This window comes from Kitasatospora sp. NPDC056184 (assembly GCF_042268405.1).
Classification (GTDB): Bacteria; Actinomycetota; Actinomycetes; order Streptomycetales; family Streptomycetaceae; genus Kitasatospora.
Genome location: NZ_JBHJUI010000014.1, coordinates 54,414 through 72,713 on the forward strand (window position 1 = coordinate 54,414; position 18,300 = coordinate 72,713).

Genomic DNA, 18,300 nt, shown 5'->3' on the forward strand with positions numbered 1-18,300 from the left:
CCGGCGGGATCGCCGGGGCCGGTCCGGACGAACGCTACCGGGCGGGGCCCGGGGTGTCGTGGGAGGGACGGGTCGCCGGGGCGAGCCCGACGCGGCGGTGGTGGTCGGCGAGGACGCTGCCGATCATGCGTCAGAACCCCTCCGCCGTGGTGATCCGCGGACCTTAGGCTCGGGGCATGCCCGACGAGCCCGCCGCCGTGTCCTCCGCTTCCAGCGCCCCCTCCTTCGCGGGCGCGCGGTTCCGCAGACCGGTGGGGGTGGCTTCGGCGGTGGTCGTCCTGCTGCCCGTCGTCCTGGCGCACCCCGGGCAGCGCGCGGCCGCGCTGCTCCTGGCGGTGGCGGCCGCGGTGGCGGTGCTGGTGGCCGCGGTGCCGTGGCCCTGGCGGCGGGTGACGCTCACGGAGGCCGCCGGGGGAGTGGCGGCACTCTCGCTGCTGCTCGACCTCGCCTACGCGGGCCCCTACCGGCTGCCCGCGTTCTGGCTGCCGTTCGAGTGGACGGCGCTGCTGGTGCTGGCGGGGCGGGCGGCCCGGCGCTCCCGGGGCCGGTGGGCCGCCGTGGTCGGCCCGCTGGCCGTCCTGGCCGTGGCGGCCGTGCCGCTGCGCTTCACCGTGCGGATGCCCAAGGGGAGTTGGACCGGCTCGGCGATCGTCGTCCTGGCCGAGCTGCTGCCGCTGGCCGCGGTGGTCGGCGCCGGCCTCTACCTGCGGGTGCTGGACGCGCGGCGCGAGCGCGCGGTCGCCCGGGCCCGGCGCGAGCAGCGGTTGGAGGTGGCGCGCGGGCTGCACGATTTCGTGGCGCACGAGATCACCGGCATCGTGCTGGAGGCGCAGGCCGGGCAACTGCCGGGCCAGGGGCCGGAGGAGACGGCCGCGCTGCTGCGCCGGCTGGAGGAGGCCGGGCTGCGCGCGCTGGACTCGATGGACGCCATGGTGGGCGCGCTGCGGGAGCCGCGCGAGGACGGGGCGGATCCGTCGGCCGGCGCTCCGGGCGCCGCGGGCGCCACCCGGGTGTACGGGCTGGCCGATCTGCCGGAGCTGGTGGGCCGGTTCGGCCGGACCGGGCCGACCCGGGCCCGGCTGGAGGCGGTGCCGGAGGCCGCGGGCCTGCTCACCGGGGAGGCGGAGGCCGCGGCGTACGCGGCGGTGCTGGAGGCGCTCACCAATGTGCGGCGGCACGCGCCGGGGGCCGCCGAGGCGGTCGTGCGGGTGGAGGTGCGGGCGGGGGCGGAGTCGTCGTCCGGCGGCGGAGCGGCCGCCGTGGTCGTGTCGGTGAGCGACGACGGCGCGGGCGGATCCGGCGTCAGGGGGCTGCTCCGGCGCCGGCCGGGCAGCGGCGGCACCGGGCTGGTGGCGCTCGCCGAACGGCTCGCCGCGCACGGCGGCACGCTGGAGGCGGGCCCGCTGCGCCCGGCGGGGTGGCGGACCGGCTGTGAACTGCCCGTCCGCTAGGCCGATCGGCAGGGGTGGGGGCGGAAGCCGTCCGCCGAAGATCTGCCGATCGGCAGATGGCAGCGGTGCGGCGGGAGGCGATGCTCGTGGCCGTGACCGAGACGCCCGTCGATGGGGGAGCCGCCATGGCCGCCGTACCCGCTGTTCCGAACCGCCGCAACGAGCACGCCCCGACGGCCCGGGGGAGGTTCGCGGGCCGGATGCCCGCCGCGGGCGCCGCCGTGGCCGCGACCGTCCTGCTGGCCGCCGTCGCCGGCTGTGCCAAGGCCGCGGACGCCGAACCCGAGTCGGCGGTCTTCGGCTTCAGCGGCAGCACGCTGAACGTGGTGGCGCGGCACCAGGTCCCGACCGACCTCGTGGCGGCGGACCGTCAGGACGTCAAGGTGACCCGCTGGTTCAAGGCGGACGGGATCGGCAGGGAGCGGACGAGCTGGACGCTGGAAGGGGACACCCTCACCCTGGAGGCGAGTTGCTCAGGCTTCGCCAACTGCGACGCACGGTTCCGCGTCGAGGTCCCGGCGCACATGGCCGTGCAGCGCGACGGCCGGGCGACCGACCTCAAGGGCGCCGGGGCGGCCTGAGTCCGGCCGCCGCGCGGTGCCGTGCGAGACTGCCGTGCGTGACGAGTCCGAACCCGGAGCCCATCCGCACGCTGATCGCCGACGACCAGGAGGCGGTGCGCCGGAGCGTGCGGCGGATCCTGGACGCCCAGCCCGACATCACCGTGGTGGGCGAGGCGGCGGACGGGGTCGCCGCGCTCGAACTCGCGGCGGAACTGCGCCCGGACGTCGCGCTGGTGGACATCCGGATGCCCCGGATGGACGGGCTGGAGCTGACCAGGCGGCTGGCCGCCCCGGGGGCGGCGACGCCGGTCCGGGTGGTGGTGCTGACCACCTTCGACCTCGACGAGTACGTCTATCCGGCGCTGCGGCACGGGGCCTCCGGGTTCCTGCTGAAGCGGTCCGGGCCGGCGCTGCTGGCCGAGGCGGTCCGGGCGGCGGCGGGCGGGGAGAGCCTGATCAGCCCGTCGGTCACCGTGCGGCTGCTCCAGCACGTGACCGCGCCCCGGCGGGTGGACCGCCGCTCGGCCCCGGCCGCGCCGCTGACCGAACGCGAGGTGGAGATCGCCGGCCAGGTCGCGGCCGGGCGGACCAACGCGGACATCGCCGCCGAGCTGTTCATCTCCCCGGGCACGGTGAAGACCCATGTGGCGAGCATCCAGCGGAAGCTGGGGGTGCAGAACCGGGTCGGCATCGCGGTGCACGCCTGGGAGATGGGGTACGCGGTGCCGCCCGTGCGGTGAGCCGGTGACGCGGCCGGCCGCACGACATGCGGAACCTGCGAGGTGGAGGTGGCCTCCGGATTGTGAGTCCTCCGGCCTAATGGTTCGATCGTCGACCGAGGTACCAGCGGCAGACCTTGATCCGTCTCGATCTGTCGCCACTGCCTCCTGCGGTCGAACTTCCTCTGCGACCCCGCAGGTCCACCACCATCATGCGCCCGGGACGGCGGATGCACCAGGGGGTTTCCGGAAAATATCCGATAAATCGGCTGAAGTGGGAGAAGTTGCCGTCCGGGTGCTTCAGTCGCGCAGCGCGTCCTTGCGCAGGAACCGCTTCAGGCGCTGCCACGGCCAGGTGTTGACCACGTCCTCGGCGGTCAGCCAGGCGCGCTGCGCGGTGCCGATCCCGTACCGGGGGTAGGACAGGTGCGGGGTCGCGTGCGCGTCGCTGTCGACGGAGAACTTCACGCCGTGGCGCTTGGCCCGCAGCACGTCCTCGTCCCGCAGGTCGAGGCGCTGGGGCGAGCTGTTGATCTCGATGGCGGTGCCGGTCCGGGCGGCGGCCGCGAAGACGGCGTCCAGGTCGACGTCGATCGGCCCGCGCCGGCCGATCCGCCGGGTGGTCAGATGGCCGATGACGTGGACGTACGGGTTCTCGCAGGCCCGGATCAGCCGGCGGGTCTGGGCGTCCCGGTCCGCGCCGAAGTGCGAGTGGACGGACGCCACGCAGACGTCGAACCCGGCCAGGAACGCGGCCGGCCAGTCCACGGTGCCGTCCGGTCCGATGTTCAGCTCGGTGCCGTGCAGCAGGCGCATCCGCCGGTGGCGCCCGGCCAGTTCGCGCAGCCGCTCGCGCTGGGCGAGCATCTTCTCGTCGGTCATCCGCTGCATCACCAGGTCGGGGGCGTGGTCGGTGACCGCGAAGTAGGCGTAGCCGCGGGCGGCCGCGGTGTCGATCATCTCCTCCAGACTGGCCAGCCCGTCGGTCAGGTCGGTGTGGGTGTGCAGGTCGCCGCGGAGGTCCGCCTCGGTCACCAGCTCCGGCAGCTCGCCGCGCAGGGCGGCCTCGATCTCCCCCCGGTCCTCGCGCAGCGGCGGCGCGATCCACGGCAGGCCGAGCGCCGCGTACACCTCCTCCTCGCTCGCCGAGACGACCTTCTCGCCGCCCTCGGCCTCGAACAGCCCGTACTCGGAGAGCTTCAGCCCGGCCCGGACCGCCATCGTCCGGAGCTTGATGTTGTGCGCCTTCGAGCCGGTGAAGTAGACCAGTGCCGCGCCCCAGTCCTCCTCGGGGACCACCCGGAGGTCCACCTGGACGCCCTCCGCGGTGCGCACCGAGGTCTTGGTCGGCCCGGTGCCGATCACCTCGGCCACGAAGGGGAGCCCGGTGAGCGCCGCCATCAGCGGCGCCGAGTCCTCGGCGGTGGCCAGCACGTCGATGTCGCCGACCGTCTCGCGCATCCGGCGCAGCGAGCCCGCGTACGCGCACCGGGTGCACCCCGGCACGGCGCTCAGCGCCGCGACGAGCTGGTCGGCCAGCGCGGTGGCGGCGTCCAGCAGGGTCCGGCCGCCGGACTGCCGCATCAGCTCGATGCCGTGCAGGATCTTCTCGCCGCTGCGCTCGCCCAGGCCGGGGACCTCGCTCAGCCGGTCGGCCCGGATCGCCTCGGCGAGCTCGTCGACGGAGGCGATGCCGAGGTCGCGGTAGAGGGCGAGGGCGCGTTTGGGCCCGACGCCGGGCACGGACACCATGGCGCGGACCCCGGCCGGGATCGCGGCCCGGAGCGTCTCCAGCGCCTCGATCCGCCCGTCGGCGAGGTACTCGGCGATCTTCTCGGCGGTGGACTTCCCGACGCCGGGGATCTGCTGGAGCGCCTTGGCGTCCATCCCGTCGATGTCGTCGGGATGGCCGCCGACCGCCCGGGCGGCCTTCTCGTAGGCGCGGGCACGGAAGGCGTCGCCACCGGTGATCGAGATCAGGTCGGCGTACTCCTGCAGCAGCTCCCTGACCTTGTCGTTGAGCCGGGCCATGGGGTCAGTCTAGGGTCGCGGCGCGGGTCCGGCCCGGGCGTCGGGGGCGGGGGCGGCGGCCGCGCGGGCGGCGGGGGGCGGGGGCGAGGCGGTTCGGGGCGGCCTTGAGGCGGCTTGAGGCGGATTCAGGGCGGGTTCGGGGCGGGGGCGAGGCGGGTTCGGGGGGCGCACGGCGGACGGCGCGCGCCGGTGCGGTGCTCCCGCCGGTCGACGGGTGACGGCCCCGCTGGTCGGAGGGGTGGCAGTGCCTCCCGGGGCCCGAGGGCCGGATTGTCACCCGGGCGGCGGGGGCGCAGTCTTGGCGCAGGGCCGGGGAAAGCGGCCCGCACCGGGCCGTCGTGGAGGCGGCGGGCCGGTTCGCGCGGGACGAGGGGCAGGACGATGGCAGGCGGGAAGCTCTGGGGCTACGTCGCGTCGGGTGCCCGGGCGCTGGGCGGGCTCGGCCCGCTCGGACGGTCCGGGGCGCTGGCGGGCGCGCGGCTGGTCAGGGGCGTCGGCGGGGGCGGGCGGCAGGAACCGGGCGGGCGCGCCGGGGTGCTCGGCGGGGTGGCCGGAGCGGCGGGCGCCCGGCGTCAGGGGCGGGCCGGGACCGGCGGCATGGCCGGGCCGCAGCCGTTGTCGCGGCCGGAGCTGGAGCGGCTGCGCTGGACGGACCGGGCCGGCGGCTGCGTGCCGGACGCGCGGCACGTGCAGCCGGCCGAGCTGGTGGCGCGGGTGCTGCGGGGCGGCGGCCGGGCGGCGGCGGTGACCGTGCGGGTGCCGGTGGGGCTGCCGGTGGTGGTCGCGGACTCGGTGCGGCTGGAGGCGGCGCTGGCCGCGCTGGTGGACCACGCGATCCGCCGCAATCCGCCGGGCGCCCGGGTGCTGGTCCGCGCCGATCCGCTGCCGGGGCCGGGCGGCCGGCCCGGCGGCCGGGGAGGTTCGGGCGGGTGGGACGGTTCGGGCGGGACGGACTTCGCCGAGGTCTTCGGCGGGCCGGATCCCCGGGAGGTGGAGCCGGCCCGGGTCGAGCTCCGGGTGGTGGACCGGGGCACGTCGGAGCCGCCGGAGGCACGGCAGTGGCTGCTCGGCGGCGGGTCCGGCGCCGGGGCGCGTGACGCCGGGGCGGGCGGGCCGGAGGACGGAGGCGGGGGCGGGCGGGCCGAGCCGTCGCTGCCGGGTCTGGTGCGGGCGGCCGGGGGCCGGCTGTCGATGGAGCAGACGCCGGGCGGCGGGCTCACGGTGGTGGTGGCGCTGGCCGTCGCGCGGGACTGACGGCGGCACCCGGCGGGGCCCGCCGGGGCCCGCCGGCCCGCTCCTGCGGGCGGCGGAGGCCGGGCCCGTTCGAATCCGCAAAGAGTTCTTCGCAAAAACCCTTTGCGAAGAGTCCTTTGCGGTCCTATGGTGCTGCCATGACCGATGACCGCCGGTGGCCGCACAGTCCGGACCCGCAGACCGATGTCGTGATCGACGCCAAGGGCCTGCGGGCCCTGGCCCACCCCGTGCGCGTGCAGCTGATCGGGCTGCTCCGCAAGAACGGGCCGTCCACGGCCACCAGGCTGGCCGAGCAGCTGGGGCTGAACTCCGGCGCGACCAGCTACCACCTCCGTCAGCTGGCCGCCGCGGGCTTCGTCGCCGAGGACACCGAGCGCGGCAACGCCCGCGACCGCTGGTGGAAGGCCGTCCACCAGGTGACGTGGTGGACGGACAGCGACCTCTCGGAACAGGAGCCTGAGGCGGCGCTCGGCTACCTGCGCTCGATCGTGGCCGCCCACACCCTGACCGCGCAGACGGCGCTCAACGCGTACGAGACGATGCCGGTCGAGTGGCGGCACGCGCTGGACCTCAGCGACATGGTGCTCCAGCTGACCCCGGAGGAGGCCAGGGCGCTGGCGGGGGACCTCTCGGCGGTGATAGCCCGCTACCGCCGGATCGCCCCGGGGGAACCCGCCCCGGAGGGGACGGACCGGGTGGCCGTGGTCGTCCACGTGCTGCCCGAGCCGCAGGGCGGCGCGGCCGCCGACGAGCCCGAGGCGCGGCCATGACGGCGCGGGCCCCGGCCACCGCGCCGGCCACCGCCCCGGCCGCGGCGCCGCCGCGCAGCCTGCGGCCGATGGCCGGCGTGCTGGCGGCGATGGCCATCTCACTGACCGGTACCCGGGTGTCGGCCATCGCCCTGCCGTGGTTCGTGCTCGCCACCACCGGCAGCGCCACGATGACCGGCGTGGTCGCCTTCGTCGAACTGGCGCCCTACGTGCTGGTGAAGGCCTTCACCGGTCCGGTGGTCGACCGGCTCGGGCCGCGGGTCGTCTCCTGGACCACGGACGCGCTGAGCGCCGTCGCGGCCGGCCTCGTGCCGCTGCTGCACGCGCTGGGACTGCTGCCGTTCTGGCTGCTGCTGGTGATGGTCGCGGTGATCGGCGGGGCCCGCGGCCCGGGGGACCTCGCCAAGGAGGTCATGGTCCCCGAGGCGGCCGACCGGGGCCGGATCCCGCTGGAACGGGCCACCGGTCTGGCCGGTGTCACGGAGCGGCTGGCGACCACGATCGGCCCGGCGGTCGGCGGCGGACTGGTCGCCCTGCTCGGTCCGATGGCGGGTCTGACGGTCAACGCGATCGCCTTCGCGCTCGGCTCGCTGGTCATCGCCGTCGCCCTGCCGCGCGGAACGGGCCGCGCAGCGGCGCCCCCGACCGCCGTCGAGGACGAGGGCCGGCCCGCCGGCTACTGGCAGCTGTTCCGGGAGGGCTTCGCGTTCCTCCGGCGTGAACCCCTGCTGCTGACGGTCACCGTGATGATCGCGGTGACCAACCTCCTGGACGCGGCCTTCATCACCGTGCTGGTCCCGGTCTGGGCCCGGGAGTCGGGCGGCGGCCCGGCCGCGATCGGCCTGACCGGGACGGTCTGGGGGGTCGCGGCGGTGGCCGGCAGCCTGATCGCGGCGGCGGTCGCCCACCGGCTTCCGCGCCGCACGGTCTTCTTCGCCGGCTTCCTGCTCGCCGGAGCCCCGAGGTTCGTCGTCCTGGCGCTGGGCGCGCCGATGAGCGTGGTGGTCACCGTGTTCGTGCTGAGCGGCTTCGGTTCCGGATTCCTCAACCCGATCCTCGGCGCCGTCCTCTTGGAGCGGGTGCCGCGCCACCTGCTGGGCCGGGTCAACGCCCTGGGCGACTCGCTCGCCTGGGCCGGCATCCCGCTGGGCGGCCTGCTGGCCGGCGTCGCGGTGGCGCTGTCGGGGCTGATACCGGTGCTGCTCACGTGCGGCGGTCTGTATCTCGTCACCACCACCCTGTCCGGCCTGCGACCGGAGTGGCGGCAGATGGACCGTGAACGCGGCCACGCCCCGGCGGCCGCCGCCGCGAGCAGCGAACCGGAGAGGACGGCACCCGACCCGGCACACCTGTCGGTGGGAGCGCCGACGGCGGAGTGACGGAGTCCGGAGGCGGTGGTGAGCGGGGACGGAGTGGGGCGGCCCGGCACCCCTGCACCGAGGAGTCGGATGAAAGGATCCTGCCGACAGTTCCACGCGAGGAGACACGGTGAACGACCGCTCGAAGCACGACCACGCCGCTTGGGAGAAGGTCGTGCACGCAGCCCGCGAGCGTGCCCGCACGCGGCAGGCCCTCATGGTCGAACGCTTCGGACTGTCGGGTGACGTGCAGTACGAGTGGTCGATGGACGACGCTCGGATCACGTGGTCGCGCGACGGGGAGGTGTTCCTCACCGGCCGCCTCACGATGATCGGCAGCGTCAGCCGCGCCCGGCGGTCGTGGCTGTGGTCCTGGGCGAACGACTCGCTGCCGGCTGCCGTCCTGGGCGACATCGAACGTGTCCGGCGGTTCGGCGAGGAGAACGACCACCCCGTCCTGCCGTGGCCGGGCTTCGCCCACCACCCGGAACTCGTGGCCGAGGCCCGGATGGTCGCGGCATCCGTGCTCGACGCCGAGGGCCTGTGGGCGGAGTCGACGGACGACATGGAACTCCACTTCCTGGTCCACGACCTCGTGCTCACCACCGTGGCCGCCGGCCGTTAACCGGGCCGCGGTGACGGTGGTGGCGGCGGTGACGGTGGCGGCCGGTGCGGGTGTGCGGGGCCGGGCGAGGACGTCCAGCGGAGGAGGAGGACGGAGGCCAGCGCGGCGAGGGCGCACCAGGTGGAGATGAACGCCAACCGCCAGAGGAGGGCGCAGACCAGCGCGCCGACGCAGATGAGCAGGCCGAGGCGGCGCAGTCGGCGGTCGCCGCTGACGAGCAGGGCGCCGACGGTGGCGAGGAGGTAGCCGGCCAGCAGGAAGGCGGGGTGCGGTACGCCGATGCGGTAGTCGAGGGTGTGGGCGTGGGCGGTGACGTCGACCGGGTGGGTCGCGACGGCGTGGGCCAGCGGCACGGCCACCAGGAGGCCGAGGAGGACCAGGGCCGTGAGCAGCCGCCGCCGGGACGGGCTCGCGCCGAGGGCCGCGCAGCGCACGCCGAGCGGTACCAGGAGGGGGAGCAGCGGTAGGGCGATCACCGCCCAGGCGGTGCGGGCCCAGGCCGCCGGGGCGGCGGGCAGGTCGCCGTCCGCTCCGAGCCAGACCGCGGCCTCGATCAGCTGGTGCACGCCGAGCACGAGCGGGAGTGCGGCCAGCGGAAGGCGTTCCGGTCGGCCGGCCCGGTGGGCGCGGACCAGGCCGAGCACGCCCACGGCCGTCACCGCGCCGCCGACGACGAGGTCCGCCCGGGCACTCCAGCACATGGGGGCTCCTGCGGCCGGTCAGTCGGGGTCGGCGGGTCGGTCGGCAGGCGGGTCGGCGGGCGGATCGTCGGCCGCGCTCTCGGCGGCGCCGTCAGCCGTGGCGCCGTCGGTCGTGCCGTCGGTCGTGCCGCCGGTCGTGTCGTCCGGGAGCTCGCCGCTGGACTCCAGGGTGTCGCCGACGGTGCCGGGCAGCGCCGGGTGGCGGCCGATCACCACCACGCCGACGACGATGGCCACCAGTCCGGCCGCCTGCCAGGCGAGGGCGCCGGGGGTGACCCGGAGGCGGTCGCCGAGGAAGCCCACCGCGCAGGCGATCCCGGTGATCGGCTGGGCGGCCGTCAGCGCCGGCAGGGACATCCGCAGCGGTGCGGCCTCGAAGGCGCTCTGGACCAGCAGCAGTCCCACCACCCCGGCCGCCACCACCGCGTACGGCTGCCAGCTGCGCAGGACGGCCTCCAGTCCCTGGTGGTCGAGGCGCTGGGTGGTGGTGCGGGTGAGCGCGTCCTGGAGTCCGTAGAGCAGGCCGGCCGCCAGGGCGAGCACGGTCGCCTCCTCGAACAGCGGCAGCCGGCGGGCCGTGGAGATCAGCAGCAGCGTCAGGCCGACCACCGTGCCGACCACCAGCCAGTGCCGCAGTTCACCGGCCGGGGGCCCGCCGCCGGTGGGCCGGCCGGCCACGATGAACGCCGTCACGCCGAGCGCGAGCAGCAGCACCCCGGCCCAGCCCGAGCGGCCGAGCGTCTGGCGGGTCAGCACCCGGGCGAGCGCCATCGCGAAGATGAGGTTGGTGGCGAGCAGCGGTTCGACCAGCGAGACCTCGCCCTTGTTGAGGGCGAGCGCGGAGAGGATCAGCCCGGTGATCATGAAGCCGGTGCCGAGCAGCCACTGCGGCATCCGCAGCAGGTCCAGCAGCAGTCGCCAGTGCAGCAGATCGGCGCGCGGGGCCTGCTGCGCCGCGTGCTGCTGGAGGACGAATCCGAGGCCCAGGAAGCAGGCGGCGCTCAGAGCCAGGACGAAGACCGCCACGGAGGGACCACCCGAGGGTTGTTGACCGCACCGCACCGCCGCCGGCCTCCGGGGCGGCTGCCCGGGCAGGTCCGCCCGCGCGGCCCGGCGATCCGGCACGGGGTGTCCCGCGGCATCGGCGCGTTGGGGCCAGCCTACCGCCGGGGTGGGGCGCCGACCCGTGGAGCGGCGCCGCCCGGCGGGTCGCGGCAGGTGCGCGACGGCGGGCGGCGCGGCCCGCCGCCCGGTCGCCCGTGGCCCGGTGCCCGGTTGCCGCCGCCGCGCCGGGGGGCGCACGCTGGTGTGAGCGGCCGCCGCGGGAGCACCGCCCGTACCGGCCCGATCAGGCGCGACGGGGGACCGGCGCCAGGAGGTGTGGCATGCACAACCAGTGGGATGTGGAGCTGAGCTTCGAGGAGGACGGCGTCCACACCGGATGCCAGGCGAGGTTGACCGGTGCCCGGGCCCCGGGCCTCACCGCGCACGGGGAGTCGACCAGGAGCGTGGACGACCGCCCGCTCGCCAGGATCGGCGAGGAGGTCGCGGCCTCACGCGCCCTGGACGCGCTGTCCCGCAAGCTGAAGGCGCAGGCCGACGGCGAGATCGAGGACGAGGGGCACCGGCCGGGTTACCTGATCTACTGACCGGAGGGCGCGGTCGCGGTCGTCGCCCCGGTCGCGGCCGTCGCCCGATCGGCGGAGCGGCGGGGCGGGACGTAGAGCAGCGCGAGCAGGGTGGCCACGACGAGCACCCCGGCCGTGGCCACGAACGCCTGGTCGTAGCCGGCCGCCAGGGCGGCCCGCGCGGTGTCCCCGTCCGCTGCGGCCCGGCGGGTGGCGGCGACCGCGACGGTCGACAGGACGGCGAGCCCGATGCTGCCGCCGCACTGGCGGCCGGCGTTGAGCAGCCCGCTGACCAGCCCGGCCTCGCGCGGGTCGACACCCGAGGTGCCCATCGCGGTGTTGGCGACCATGCAGATGCCGACGCCGAGGCTGGTCACGATCGACGGTCCGACGAAGCCGGTCAGGTAGTCGGAGTCCAGGCCGAGCGCGCCGAACCAGAGCATCCCGAGCGCGGACAGCAGCAGCGCGCCGGTGAGCGTGGCCCGGCCGCCGTAGCGGGCGGTGAGGCGGCCCGCGAGCATGCTGCCCGCCGCCGTCCCGGCGCAGAACGGCAGGAACGCGGCGCCGGCCGCCAGCGGTCCGTAGCCCAGCACGTTCTGCAGGAACAGCGAGCAGAAGTAGAAGCCGGCCAGCATGCCCGCGCCGAGCAGGGTCACGAGCAGGCTCGACACCCAGGCCGTCCGGGCCCGCAGCACGCCCGGCCGGACGATCGGCGCACTGGCGAACCGGGTCTCCCAGAGCAGGAAGAGGAGTCCGAGCAGGACGGCGGCGCCGAGCGTCCCGAGCGTCCGGCCCGAACCCCACGGGTGGTGCTCGGTCTCCATCAGGCCGTAGACCAGGACGGTCGTCGCGGCGGTGCCGAGCACGGCGCCGAGCACATCGGGGCGGCCGGTGGGCGACGGGCGCGCGGCGGCCACCGAACGGACCGCCAGGGCGAGGCCGAGGAGCACGATCGGCGCGTTGACGAAGAACACCCAGCGCCAGTCGAGCAGGTCCGTCAGCACGCCGCCGAGCAGGACGCCCAGCGCGCTGCCGCCCGCCGTCACCATCGACCAGATGCCGACGGCCCGCGCCCGGGCGGCCCCCTCGGCGAAGGTCACCATGATCAGCGTCAGCCCGATCGGGGCGAGGACGGCGGCCGCCACGCCCTGGCCGGCCCGGGCCGCGACCAGCTGGGCGGGGGTCTGCGCGAACCCGCCGACCACCGAGGCGAGGCCGAACAGCACCAGGCCGGCGAGCACCGCGCGGCGGTGTCCGACGAGGTCGGCGATCCGGCCGCCGAGCAGCAGCAGTCCGCCGAAGGCGAGCGCGTAGGCGTTGACCACCCACGGCAGCGAGCTGTCGGCGAAGCCGAGGGTCTCGCCCATGGCGGGGAGCGCGATGTTCACGATGCTGGCGTCGAGCGTGACCATCAGCTGGCAGACCGAGACGGTGGCCAGGACCAGGCCGGGCCGGCCGGTGGCGCGGGAGCGGGAGTGGCCGCCCGGCGGGGCGGCGGCGGGTGGACCGGCGGCGGGCGGGGCCGTGGCGGGCGGGGTGGTGCGGCGGGACGGCGCGGTGCCGGGCATGGCGACCTCCAATGCGAACGTTGTTCGCGTAAGGTAAGCCTTACCTTGGGAAGGGTGCAAGCGCCCAGGTCGGAAGCGGGTTGGCGCAGGCATGGCAGGATGGCGGGGTGTCAGAACGGAGCAGCCGGCCGGGTGTCGGCGACCACGGGACGGACCGGCCGGATGCGCAGCGGCCGGCGGCGGACGGGCCGGGCGTGGACGGGCCGGACGGCGCCGAGCGCGGCAGGTACGGCCGCAAGCGGCCGCGCCCCGGCCTGACCGCGGCGGGGGTGGTCGCCGCCGGGCGCCGGGTGATCGAGCGCGACGGCATCGACGCGCTCACCATGCGGGCCGTCGCCACCGAACTCGGAACGGCGCCCGCGTCGCTGTACCGGCACGTCACCGACCGCGAAGCGCTGCTGATCGCCGTCCTGGAGCAGATCGCCGAGGGCATCCCGGTCGACGTGCCCGGCGCGGGGCCGCAGGAGCGGTTGCTGCGGCGGCTGGTCGGCGCCCACGACTACATGGTCGGCCACGCCTGGGTGCTGCACGTGCTGATCCGGGGCGAGCTGGTCGCCCGGAACGCGCTGGCGTTCAACGACGCCTGCCTCGCCGATCTGATGGCCGCCGGACTGCCGCCCGGGCGGGCGCTCGCGGCGTTCCGCGCCTGCTGGCAGCTGGTCCTCGGCGAACTGCTCTCCGAGCACCCCGTCAGCCCGCCCCGCGAGCCGAGCCAGCGTCGCGCCGTCATCGAGGCCGCGGACCGCGAGCGGCTGCCCGCGCTGGGGCGGGTGCTGGCGGAGGTGGGTTTCGTGGGAGTGGGGGAGAGCTGCGCGGACCTGGAGGCGGCGCTGGCGGCGCTGGTCGGAGGGCTGGTCGGCCGCTGACCGGTGATCCATGCCGCGTTCGTGGACGGCGCGTCCCCCTCGGGCCGGGCCGGCGGGAGGGCCCACTCGGCCGCGTCGCGTCGGCGAGGAGGCGGCGGACCGCGGCGGCCGGCGGGTCCCGGTTCGCGGCCGGGGCCATCGCGTAGTCGGCGAGTCGCTCGGGACTCGTCACGGGGCGGATGTCCAGGCCGTCGGCGGACGGCTGCGGCGGGGCGGTGCGCAGCTCCTCCACCACCCGGTCGGGAGCGGTGCCGTCGGTGAGAATCGTCGGGTACGGCCGGTTCCGTCCCGTTCACGTCCGGCGCGACGTCATCCGCCGTCGGCGGTGGTGGGGGCCAGGAAGGCGGTGAGGCGGTGGTTCACCTCGTCGGGGTGGGCCGTCAGCAGGGTGTGGTGGGAGGCGTCGGGCAGGACGGTGACCGAGGCGTCCGGCAGGGCCCGGCGGGCCAGGGCGGCCACGGCGCGGGCGTCGTGGGTGCGGCTCCGGCCGGCGAGCAGGACGAGGACGGGGGCGGCGAGGGCGGCCAGTTCGGCGGTGCTCGGGCGGGGGCCGGTGACCGGGCGGGCGGCGCGGAAGCCCGCGGAGCCGAGGGCGTAGAGCTCCCGCCAGGCGGGGTCGAGGCCGGTGCCGCCGCTCTCCCAGTCGAGGTAGGAGCGGGCCTTGGCGGCGGTGCGCGGCGGCAGGAGGAGCGGCAGTGCGCGCAGCAGGTAGCGGGCCCGGAAGCCGGTGAAGCACTGGGTCGGGTCGAGCAGCGCGAGCCGGCGGACCCGGGTGGGGGCGTGCAGGGCGTACCGCAGGGCGATCCACCCGCCGTACGAGTGGCCGGCCAGGTCGGCGGCGGGCACCTCCAGGCCGTCGAGGACGGCGTCGAGCCAGCCGAGCAGCTCGGGGACGCCGCCGAGGCGGGGGCGGTCGAGGGTGCTGCGGCCCGGGTCGCCGACGAGGTCGACGGCGAGCACCCGGTGGCCGGCCCCGGCGAGGGCGGCGGCGTTGGCGGACCAGCAGGCGGCGGTGGCGCCGCCGCCGGGCAGCAGCACGAGGGGTCGGCCGTCGCGTGGGCCGCAGGCGTTGACCCGGGTGGCGCCGTACGGGGTGGGGACGGTCAGCGTCTCGACGGGGAGGGGCCAGCGGGCGAGGGCTTCGTCGTAGGCGGCGAGGAAGGTGTCGAGGGCGGTGGCGCCGGGGGAGGGGGCGGGGTCGGTGGCGGGGCGTGCGGACATAGTCTTCCCCCAGGGTCCGACGTATTCGCTCGGCGAACATGCATCTCGTTCAGCGAGAGAATACGTCCGGAGGACTCCCGAGGGAAGGAGCTGAGGTGGAGCCGGAGCGGACGCCGATGCAGCTGGTGCATCTGCTGCGCGGGCTGACCGTCGAACTCGACCTGTTCGGCGCCGAGTTCGCCGCGCGGAACGGCCTGCACCCGACCGATCTGCGGGCGCTGATCCATCTGCTGGACGCCGCGCGGGCCGGGACGGTCGTCACGCCGGGGCGGCTCGGCGAGGCGCTGGGGTTGAACTCGGCGGGGACCACCGGGCTGGTCGACCGGCTGGAGCGGCTCGGCCTGATCCGGCGCGAGCGCGATCCGGGGGACCGCCGCAAGGTGCGGCTGCTGGTGGAGGAGCGGGCGATCGAGCTCGGCGAGGGCTTCTTCGGCGGGCTGATCGCCGATCTGGTGGCCGCGATGGGGGCGTTCGGGGACGCGGAACTCGCGGTGGCCCGGCGCTTCCTGGCGACCATGACCGAGGTGGTGGCCGCGGCCCGGGCGGAGTGAGCCGGGGAGCGTTCCGGCGCGGCGGGGTCCGGCGGGGTCCGGCGGCGAGCGGCGGTGGGCCCGGCGGGGGAGCCGCGCCGGGCCCCCGGCGACGGGAGCGGTCGGATCCGCCCTACGGGCGCAGGCCGGCGAACTCGTCGAGGACGGCGACCCGCAGCTCGTGCGCGCCGTCCGGGCGGGTCTGCTCGTAGTACAGGTACCAGCGGCCCCGGGCCGCGACCACGTCGGCGTAGCGGACGTCCAGCCACGGCCCGTCCGGCGTCAGGCGCTGCCAGTGCCGCAGATCGCCGGAGGCGGCGAGCCCGCAGCGCTCCTCGTAGTTGCCGGCCGCGTCGGCCGAGCCGTCGTAGAGCGCGAGCCAGCCGCCGGAGCCGTCGGGCAGTACGGCGGTGATCCGGGACTCGTAGGCGTCCCAGGCGGTGTCCGGGCCGACGTCGAGGACCTCGGCGGCGCGGCCGGGCGAGGCGGTGAACCGCAGGCCGTCGGCGGAGTCGGCGAGCGCGGTGGGCTGGACGGTCAGACCGGTGGTGTGGATGTCGGCGGCGGCGTGGGCGCGGGCCCGCTCCTCGGCGGTGAAGGCGCGGGCGCGCGAGACGGTGGCGAACAGCCGGACCCCGCCGTCGTGTTCGAGCAGGTAGGGGTCCTTGATGCCCTCGGTGCCGGTGTCGGCGGCGGTGAGGACCGGGGTGCGGGTGGCGAGGTCGAAGGCCTCGGGCGTGTCGGCGCGGAGGGCGTCGATCCGCCAGCGCCGGTCGGCGGGGTCGACGTAGCTGAGGTGGAGCAGGTAGCCGCCGTCGCGGCGGAGCAGGGCGAAGCGCTCCATGGAGGGCGAGTCGAGGTCGGCGCGCTCCACCGACCAGAGGTCGCGGAACTCCACGCCGTCCCGGCTCTCGGCCACCGCGCAGCGCCAGCCCCGGTCCTGGCCTGCGGCCGCGCCGCCCGCGCCGCGCGGGCGGCGTTCGCGGTAGGTGAGCAGGAAGCGGTCGTGGTCGGGCTCGTAGCGCACGCTCGGGCAGCCGGCCCAGTAGCCGGGCTCGGGGCGTTCGGGGGCGCGGACCAGGGCGGAGCGGGAGAGGTCGGGCGCGGTGGGCGGGGTGGTGATCGGCATCGTCGGCGGGTCGTCCTCACGGGGGCAGGGGCGGGATCGTCGCCACTTTCTATCAGATCGATAGAAAGTGGCGAAGCGGCCTCGGGGTGGGGCCGCCAGGTCGGGCTCCGCAGCAAGCGGCATGTCACAGGAAGTGACTCTGTGAATCGCATGTTTCCCCGTGTGGCGATCGGACAACGCCGTCCGGACCGGTCTTGACCCTTCTCCCAAGATCGGGAAAAACTTCTTCTCAGAGTCGATCAAACAGAGGAAGCCCCCGATCCGATGACAGCCCCCACCACCGACGCACCCGGCTACGGCGGTCTCGGCCTCTACGTCGGAGACCTCCACAACCACTGCGGGATCAGCTACGGCCACGGCCCGATCGAGGACGCCTACGCCAACGCCCGCCTCCAGCTCGACTTCGCCAGCGTCACCGGCCACGGCTGGTGGCACGACCTGCCCGAGCGCACCCCCGAGCTGGCCGGCCTGGTCGACTACCACACCGAGGGCTTCGCCCGGCTCGCCGACCGCTGGGAGCACGTCCAGGAGGTCACCGCCGCCGCCCACCAGGACGGCCGCTTCGTCACCTTCCAGTCCTTCGAGTGGCACAGCCTCGCCTACGGCGACCACTGCGTGTACTTCGACGGCCCGCGCGGCGAGATCATCCGCGCCGCCGACCTCGACGGGCTGCGCACCCGGCTGCGCGCCCTGGCCGCCGAGGGCGTGCGCACCTGGGCGCTCCCGCACCACATCGGGTACGGCACCGGGCGGCGCGGCATCAACTGGTCCGCCTACACCGAGGAGTTCGCCCCGGTGGTGGAGGTGATGTCGATGCACGGCTGCGCCGAGTCCGACGAGGCGCCGCGCGGCTACCTGCACACCATGGGGCCGCGCGACACCACCGGCACCGCCGTGCACGGGCTCCGGCTCGGCCACCGGTTCGGGCTGATCGGCTCCACCGACCACCACAGCGCCTTCCCCGGCAGCCACGGGCACGGCCGGCTCGCCGTCTGGGCCCCCGAGCTGACCCGCCCGGCGGTCTGGGACGCGGTCCAGGCGCGCCGCACCTACGCGATCACCGGTGACCGCATCCTGCTCGCCACCTCGGTCAACGGCGTGCCGATGGGCGGCGAGGCGCCGTCCGCCGACCGCCGCCGGATCCGGGTCGCCGTGCGCGGCCGGGACGCCCTCGACCACGTCGAGGTGGTCCGCAACGGTGTGCCGATCCACCGCCTCTCCCGGCCCGAACTCCTCGCCGCCGCGGGCGAGGACGGGGGATTCGACGGCACGCTCGGCTTCGCCGTCGGCTGGGGACGGCGTGACACGGCGGTGCGCTGGGACGTCACCCTGCGCGTCGAGGGCGGTGAACTGCGGGACGTCCAGCCCCGGTTGCGCGGCTCCGAGACGGTGGCTCCGGCCGAGTCGGAGCCCGCGAGCTACCGGCCGCACGACTGGTGGCGCACCGGTCCGGGCGAGGTGCGGCTGCGGACCGTCACCGAGGGCAACCCGAACACCGCGACCGACGCCACCCAGGGCTTCTCGCTGGCCGTCTCCGGCGACGACCGGACCAGGCTGACGGCGCTCGTCAACGGCGTCGAAACCTCCTGGAGCGTCGGCGAGTTGCGGGAGGGGCCGCGAACCGGCTTCATCGGCGGCTTCGTCTCGGGCGCCTACCGCTTCGACCGGGCGGTGCCCGCCCGCGAGCTCGCCGCCGACCTCGACCTGGTCGACGAACGGCCGGGCGGGGACGGCGACTTCTACCACGTACGGGTCCGGCAGCTGAACGACCAGTGGGCCTGGTCGAGCCCGACCTGGGTCGGCCGCGCCGGCGGACCGGCGGCTTCCTGTCGACGGGCCGGCTGACGCCTGCCCACCGTCGTCGGCCGGCCGCTCCGGTCACCGCC

The 18,300-nt window shown here is 76.0% G+C and carries 17 protein-coding genes; 11 read left to right on the forward strand and 6 right to left on the reverse strand.

Annotated elements, in window-relative coordinates; genetic code table 11:
- Positions 1-176: 176 nt before the first annotated feature.
- The 3 genes from ACFC0B_RS26185 (at position 177) to ACFC0B_RS26195 (ending at position 2,754) form a co-directional block, all read left to right on the forward strand.
- Entirely contained in the window at positions 177-1,451 is a 1,275-nt protein-coding gene (locus ACFC0B_RS26185; RefSeq protein ID WP_376090462.1) for a sensor histidine kinase, read from the forward strand.
- Between the two features lie 92 nt (positions 1,452-1,543).
- Positions 1,544-2,032, forward strand: coding sequence for a hypothetical protein (locus ACFC0B_RS26190; RefSeq protein WP_376090465.1), 489 nt, complete (start codon positions 1,544-1,546; stop codon positions 2,030-2,032).
- Positions 2,033-2,070: 38 nt separating this feature from the next.
- Complete coding sequence (locus tag ACFC0B_RS26195) at positions 2,071-2,754, forward strand: response regulator (protein WP_376090468.1); 684 nt, start codon at positions 2,071-2,073, stop codon at positions 2,752-2,754.
- A gap of 279 nt (positions 2,755-3,033) precedes the next feature.
- Here ACFC0B_RS26195 and polX read toward each other — a convergent pair whose 3' ends face one another.
- Positions 3,034-4,764, reverse strand: coding sequence for a DNA polymerase/3'-5' exonuclease PolX (gene polX / locus ACFC0B_RS26200; RefSeq protein WP_376090471.1), 1,731 nt, complete (start codon positions 4,762-4,764; stop codon positions 3,034-3,036).
- 381 nt (positions 4,765-5,145) lie between these two features.
- Here polX and ACFC0B_RS26205 point away from each other — a divergent pair, with 381 nt between their 5' ends.
- The 4 genes from ACFC0B_RS26205 (at position 5,146) to ACFC0B_RS26220 (ending at position 8,771) form a co-directional block, all read left to right on the forward strand.
- Entirely contained in the window at positions 5,146-6,018 is an 873-nt protein-coding gene (locus ACFC0B_RS26205; RefSeq protein WP_376090474.1) for a hypothetical protein, read from the forward strand.
- 137 nt (positions 6,019-6,155) lie between these two features.
- Positions 6,156-6,788, forward strand: a complete 633-nt coding sequence (locus ACFC0B_RS26210; protein ID WP_376090477.1) for an ArsR/SmtB family transcription factor — start codon at positions 6,156-6,158, stop codon at positions 6,786-6,788.
- Complete coding sequence (locus tag ACFC0B_RS26215; RefSeq protein ID WP_376090480.1) at positions 6,785-8,167, forward strand: MFS transporter; 1,383 nt, start codon at positions 6,785-6,787, stop codon at positions 8,165-8,167. Before ACFC0B_RS26210 ends, ACFC0B_RS26215 begins: the two co-directional genes overlap by 4 nt.
- A 109-nt stretch (positions 8,168-8,276) precedes the next feature.
- Complete coding sequence (locus ACFC0B_RS26220) at positions 8,277-8,771, forward strand: DUF6882 domain-containing protein (protein ID WP_376090483.1); 495 nt, start codon at positions 8,277-8,279, stop codon at positions 8,769-8,771.
- Here ACFC0B_RS26220 and ACFC0B_RS26225 read toward each other — a convergent pair.
- Positions 8,768-9,472, reverse strand: a complete 705-nt coding sequence (locus ACFC0B_RS26225; RefSeq protein ID WP_376090486.1) for a DUF6629 family protein — start codon at positions 9,470-9,472, stop codon at positions 8,768-8,770. The two genes, ACFC0B_RS26220 and ACFC0B_RS26225, sit on opposite strands and share 4 nt — an antisense overlap.
- Positions 9,473-9,490: 18 nt before the next feature.
- A complete protein-coding gene (locus tag ACFC0B_RS26230; protein WP_376090489.1) occupies positions 9,491-10,498 on the reverse strand; it encodes a DMT family transporter in 1,008 nt (335 codons plus the stop codon).
- A 359-nt stretch (positions 10,499-10,857) separates the two neighbouring features.
- On the opposite strand from ACFC0B_RS26230, the gene ACFC0B_RS26235 reads away from it, so the two are divergent.
- Positions 10,858-11,121, forward strand: coding sequence for a dsRBD fold-containing protein (locus ACFC0B_RS26235; RefSeq protein ID WP_376090492.1), 264 nt, complete (start codon positions 10,858-10,860; stop codon positions 11,119-11,121).
- Here the strand turns inward: ACFC0B_RS26235 and ACFC0B_RS26240 are convergent.
- Entirely contained in the window at positions 11,115-12,668 is a 1,554-nt protein-coding gene (locus ACFC0B_RS26240) for an MFS transporter (protein ID WP_376090495.1), read from the reverse strand. The genes ACFC0B_RS26235 and ACFC0B_RS26240 overlap by 7 nt on opposite strands.
- A 107-nt stretch (positions 12,669-12,775) precedes the next feature.
- Between ACFC0B_RS26240 and ACFC0B_RS26245 the strand changes: the two genes are divergently transcribed.
- A complete protein-coding gene (locus ACFC0B_RS26245) occupies positions 12,776-13,534 on the forward strand; it encodes a TetR/AcrR family transcriptional regulator (RefSeq protein WP_376090498.1) in 759 nt (252 codons plus the stop codon).
- A 309-nt stretch (positions 13,535-13,843) separates the two neighbouring features.
- On the opposite strand, the gene ACFC0B_RS26250 is transcribed toward ACFC0B_RS26245, so the two are convergent.
- Positions 13,844-14,755: an alpha/beta fold hydrolase gene (locus ACFC0B_RS26250; RefSeq protein ID WP_376090501.1), complete on the reverse strand. Its 912-nt coding sequence runs from the start codon at positions 14,753-14,755 to the stop codon at positions 13,844-13,846.
- 116 nt (positions 14,756-14,871) lie between these two features.
- Here ACFC0B_RS26250 and ACFC0B_RS26255 point away from each other — a divergent pair, with 116 nt between their 5' ends.
- Positions 14,872-15,306 carry a MarR family winged helix-turn-helix transcriptional regulator gene (locus ACFC0B_RS26255; protein ID WP_376090815.1) on the forward strand — a complete coding sequence of 145 codons (435 nt, stop codon included), beginning with the start codon at positions 14,872-14,874 and terminating at the stop codon, positions 15,304-15,306.
- A gap of 112 nt (positions 15,307-15,418) precedes the next feature.
- Here ACFC0B_RS26255 and ACFC0B_RS26260 read toward each other — a convergent pair whose 3' ends face one another.
- Positions 15,419-16,414, reverse strand: coding sequence for a hypothetical protein (locus ACFC0B_RS26260; protein WP_376090504.1), 996 nt, complete (start codon positions 16,412-16,414; stop codon positions 15,419-15,421).
- A 264-nt stretch (positions 16,415-16,678) separates the two neighbouring features.
- Between ACFC0B_RS26260 and ACFC0B_RS26265 the strand changes: the two genes are divergently transcribed.
- Positions 16,679-18,259, forward strand: a complete 1,581-nt coding sequence (locus ACFC0B_RS26265; RefSeq protein WP_376090507.1) for a DUF3604 domain-containing protein — start codon at positions 16,679-16,681, stop codon at positions 18,257-18,259.
- Positions 18,260-18,300 lie beyond the last annotated feature (41 nt).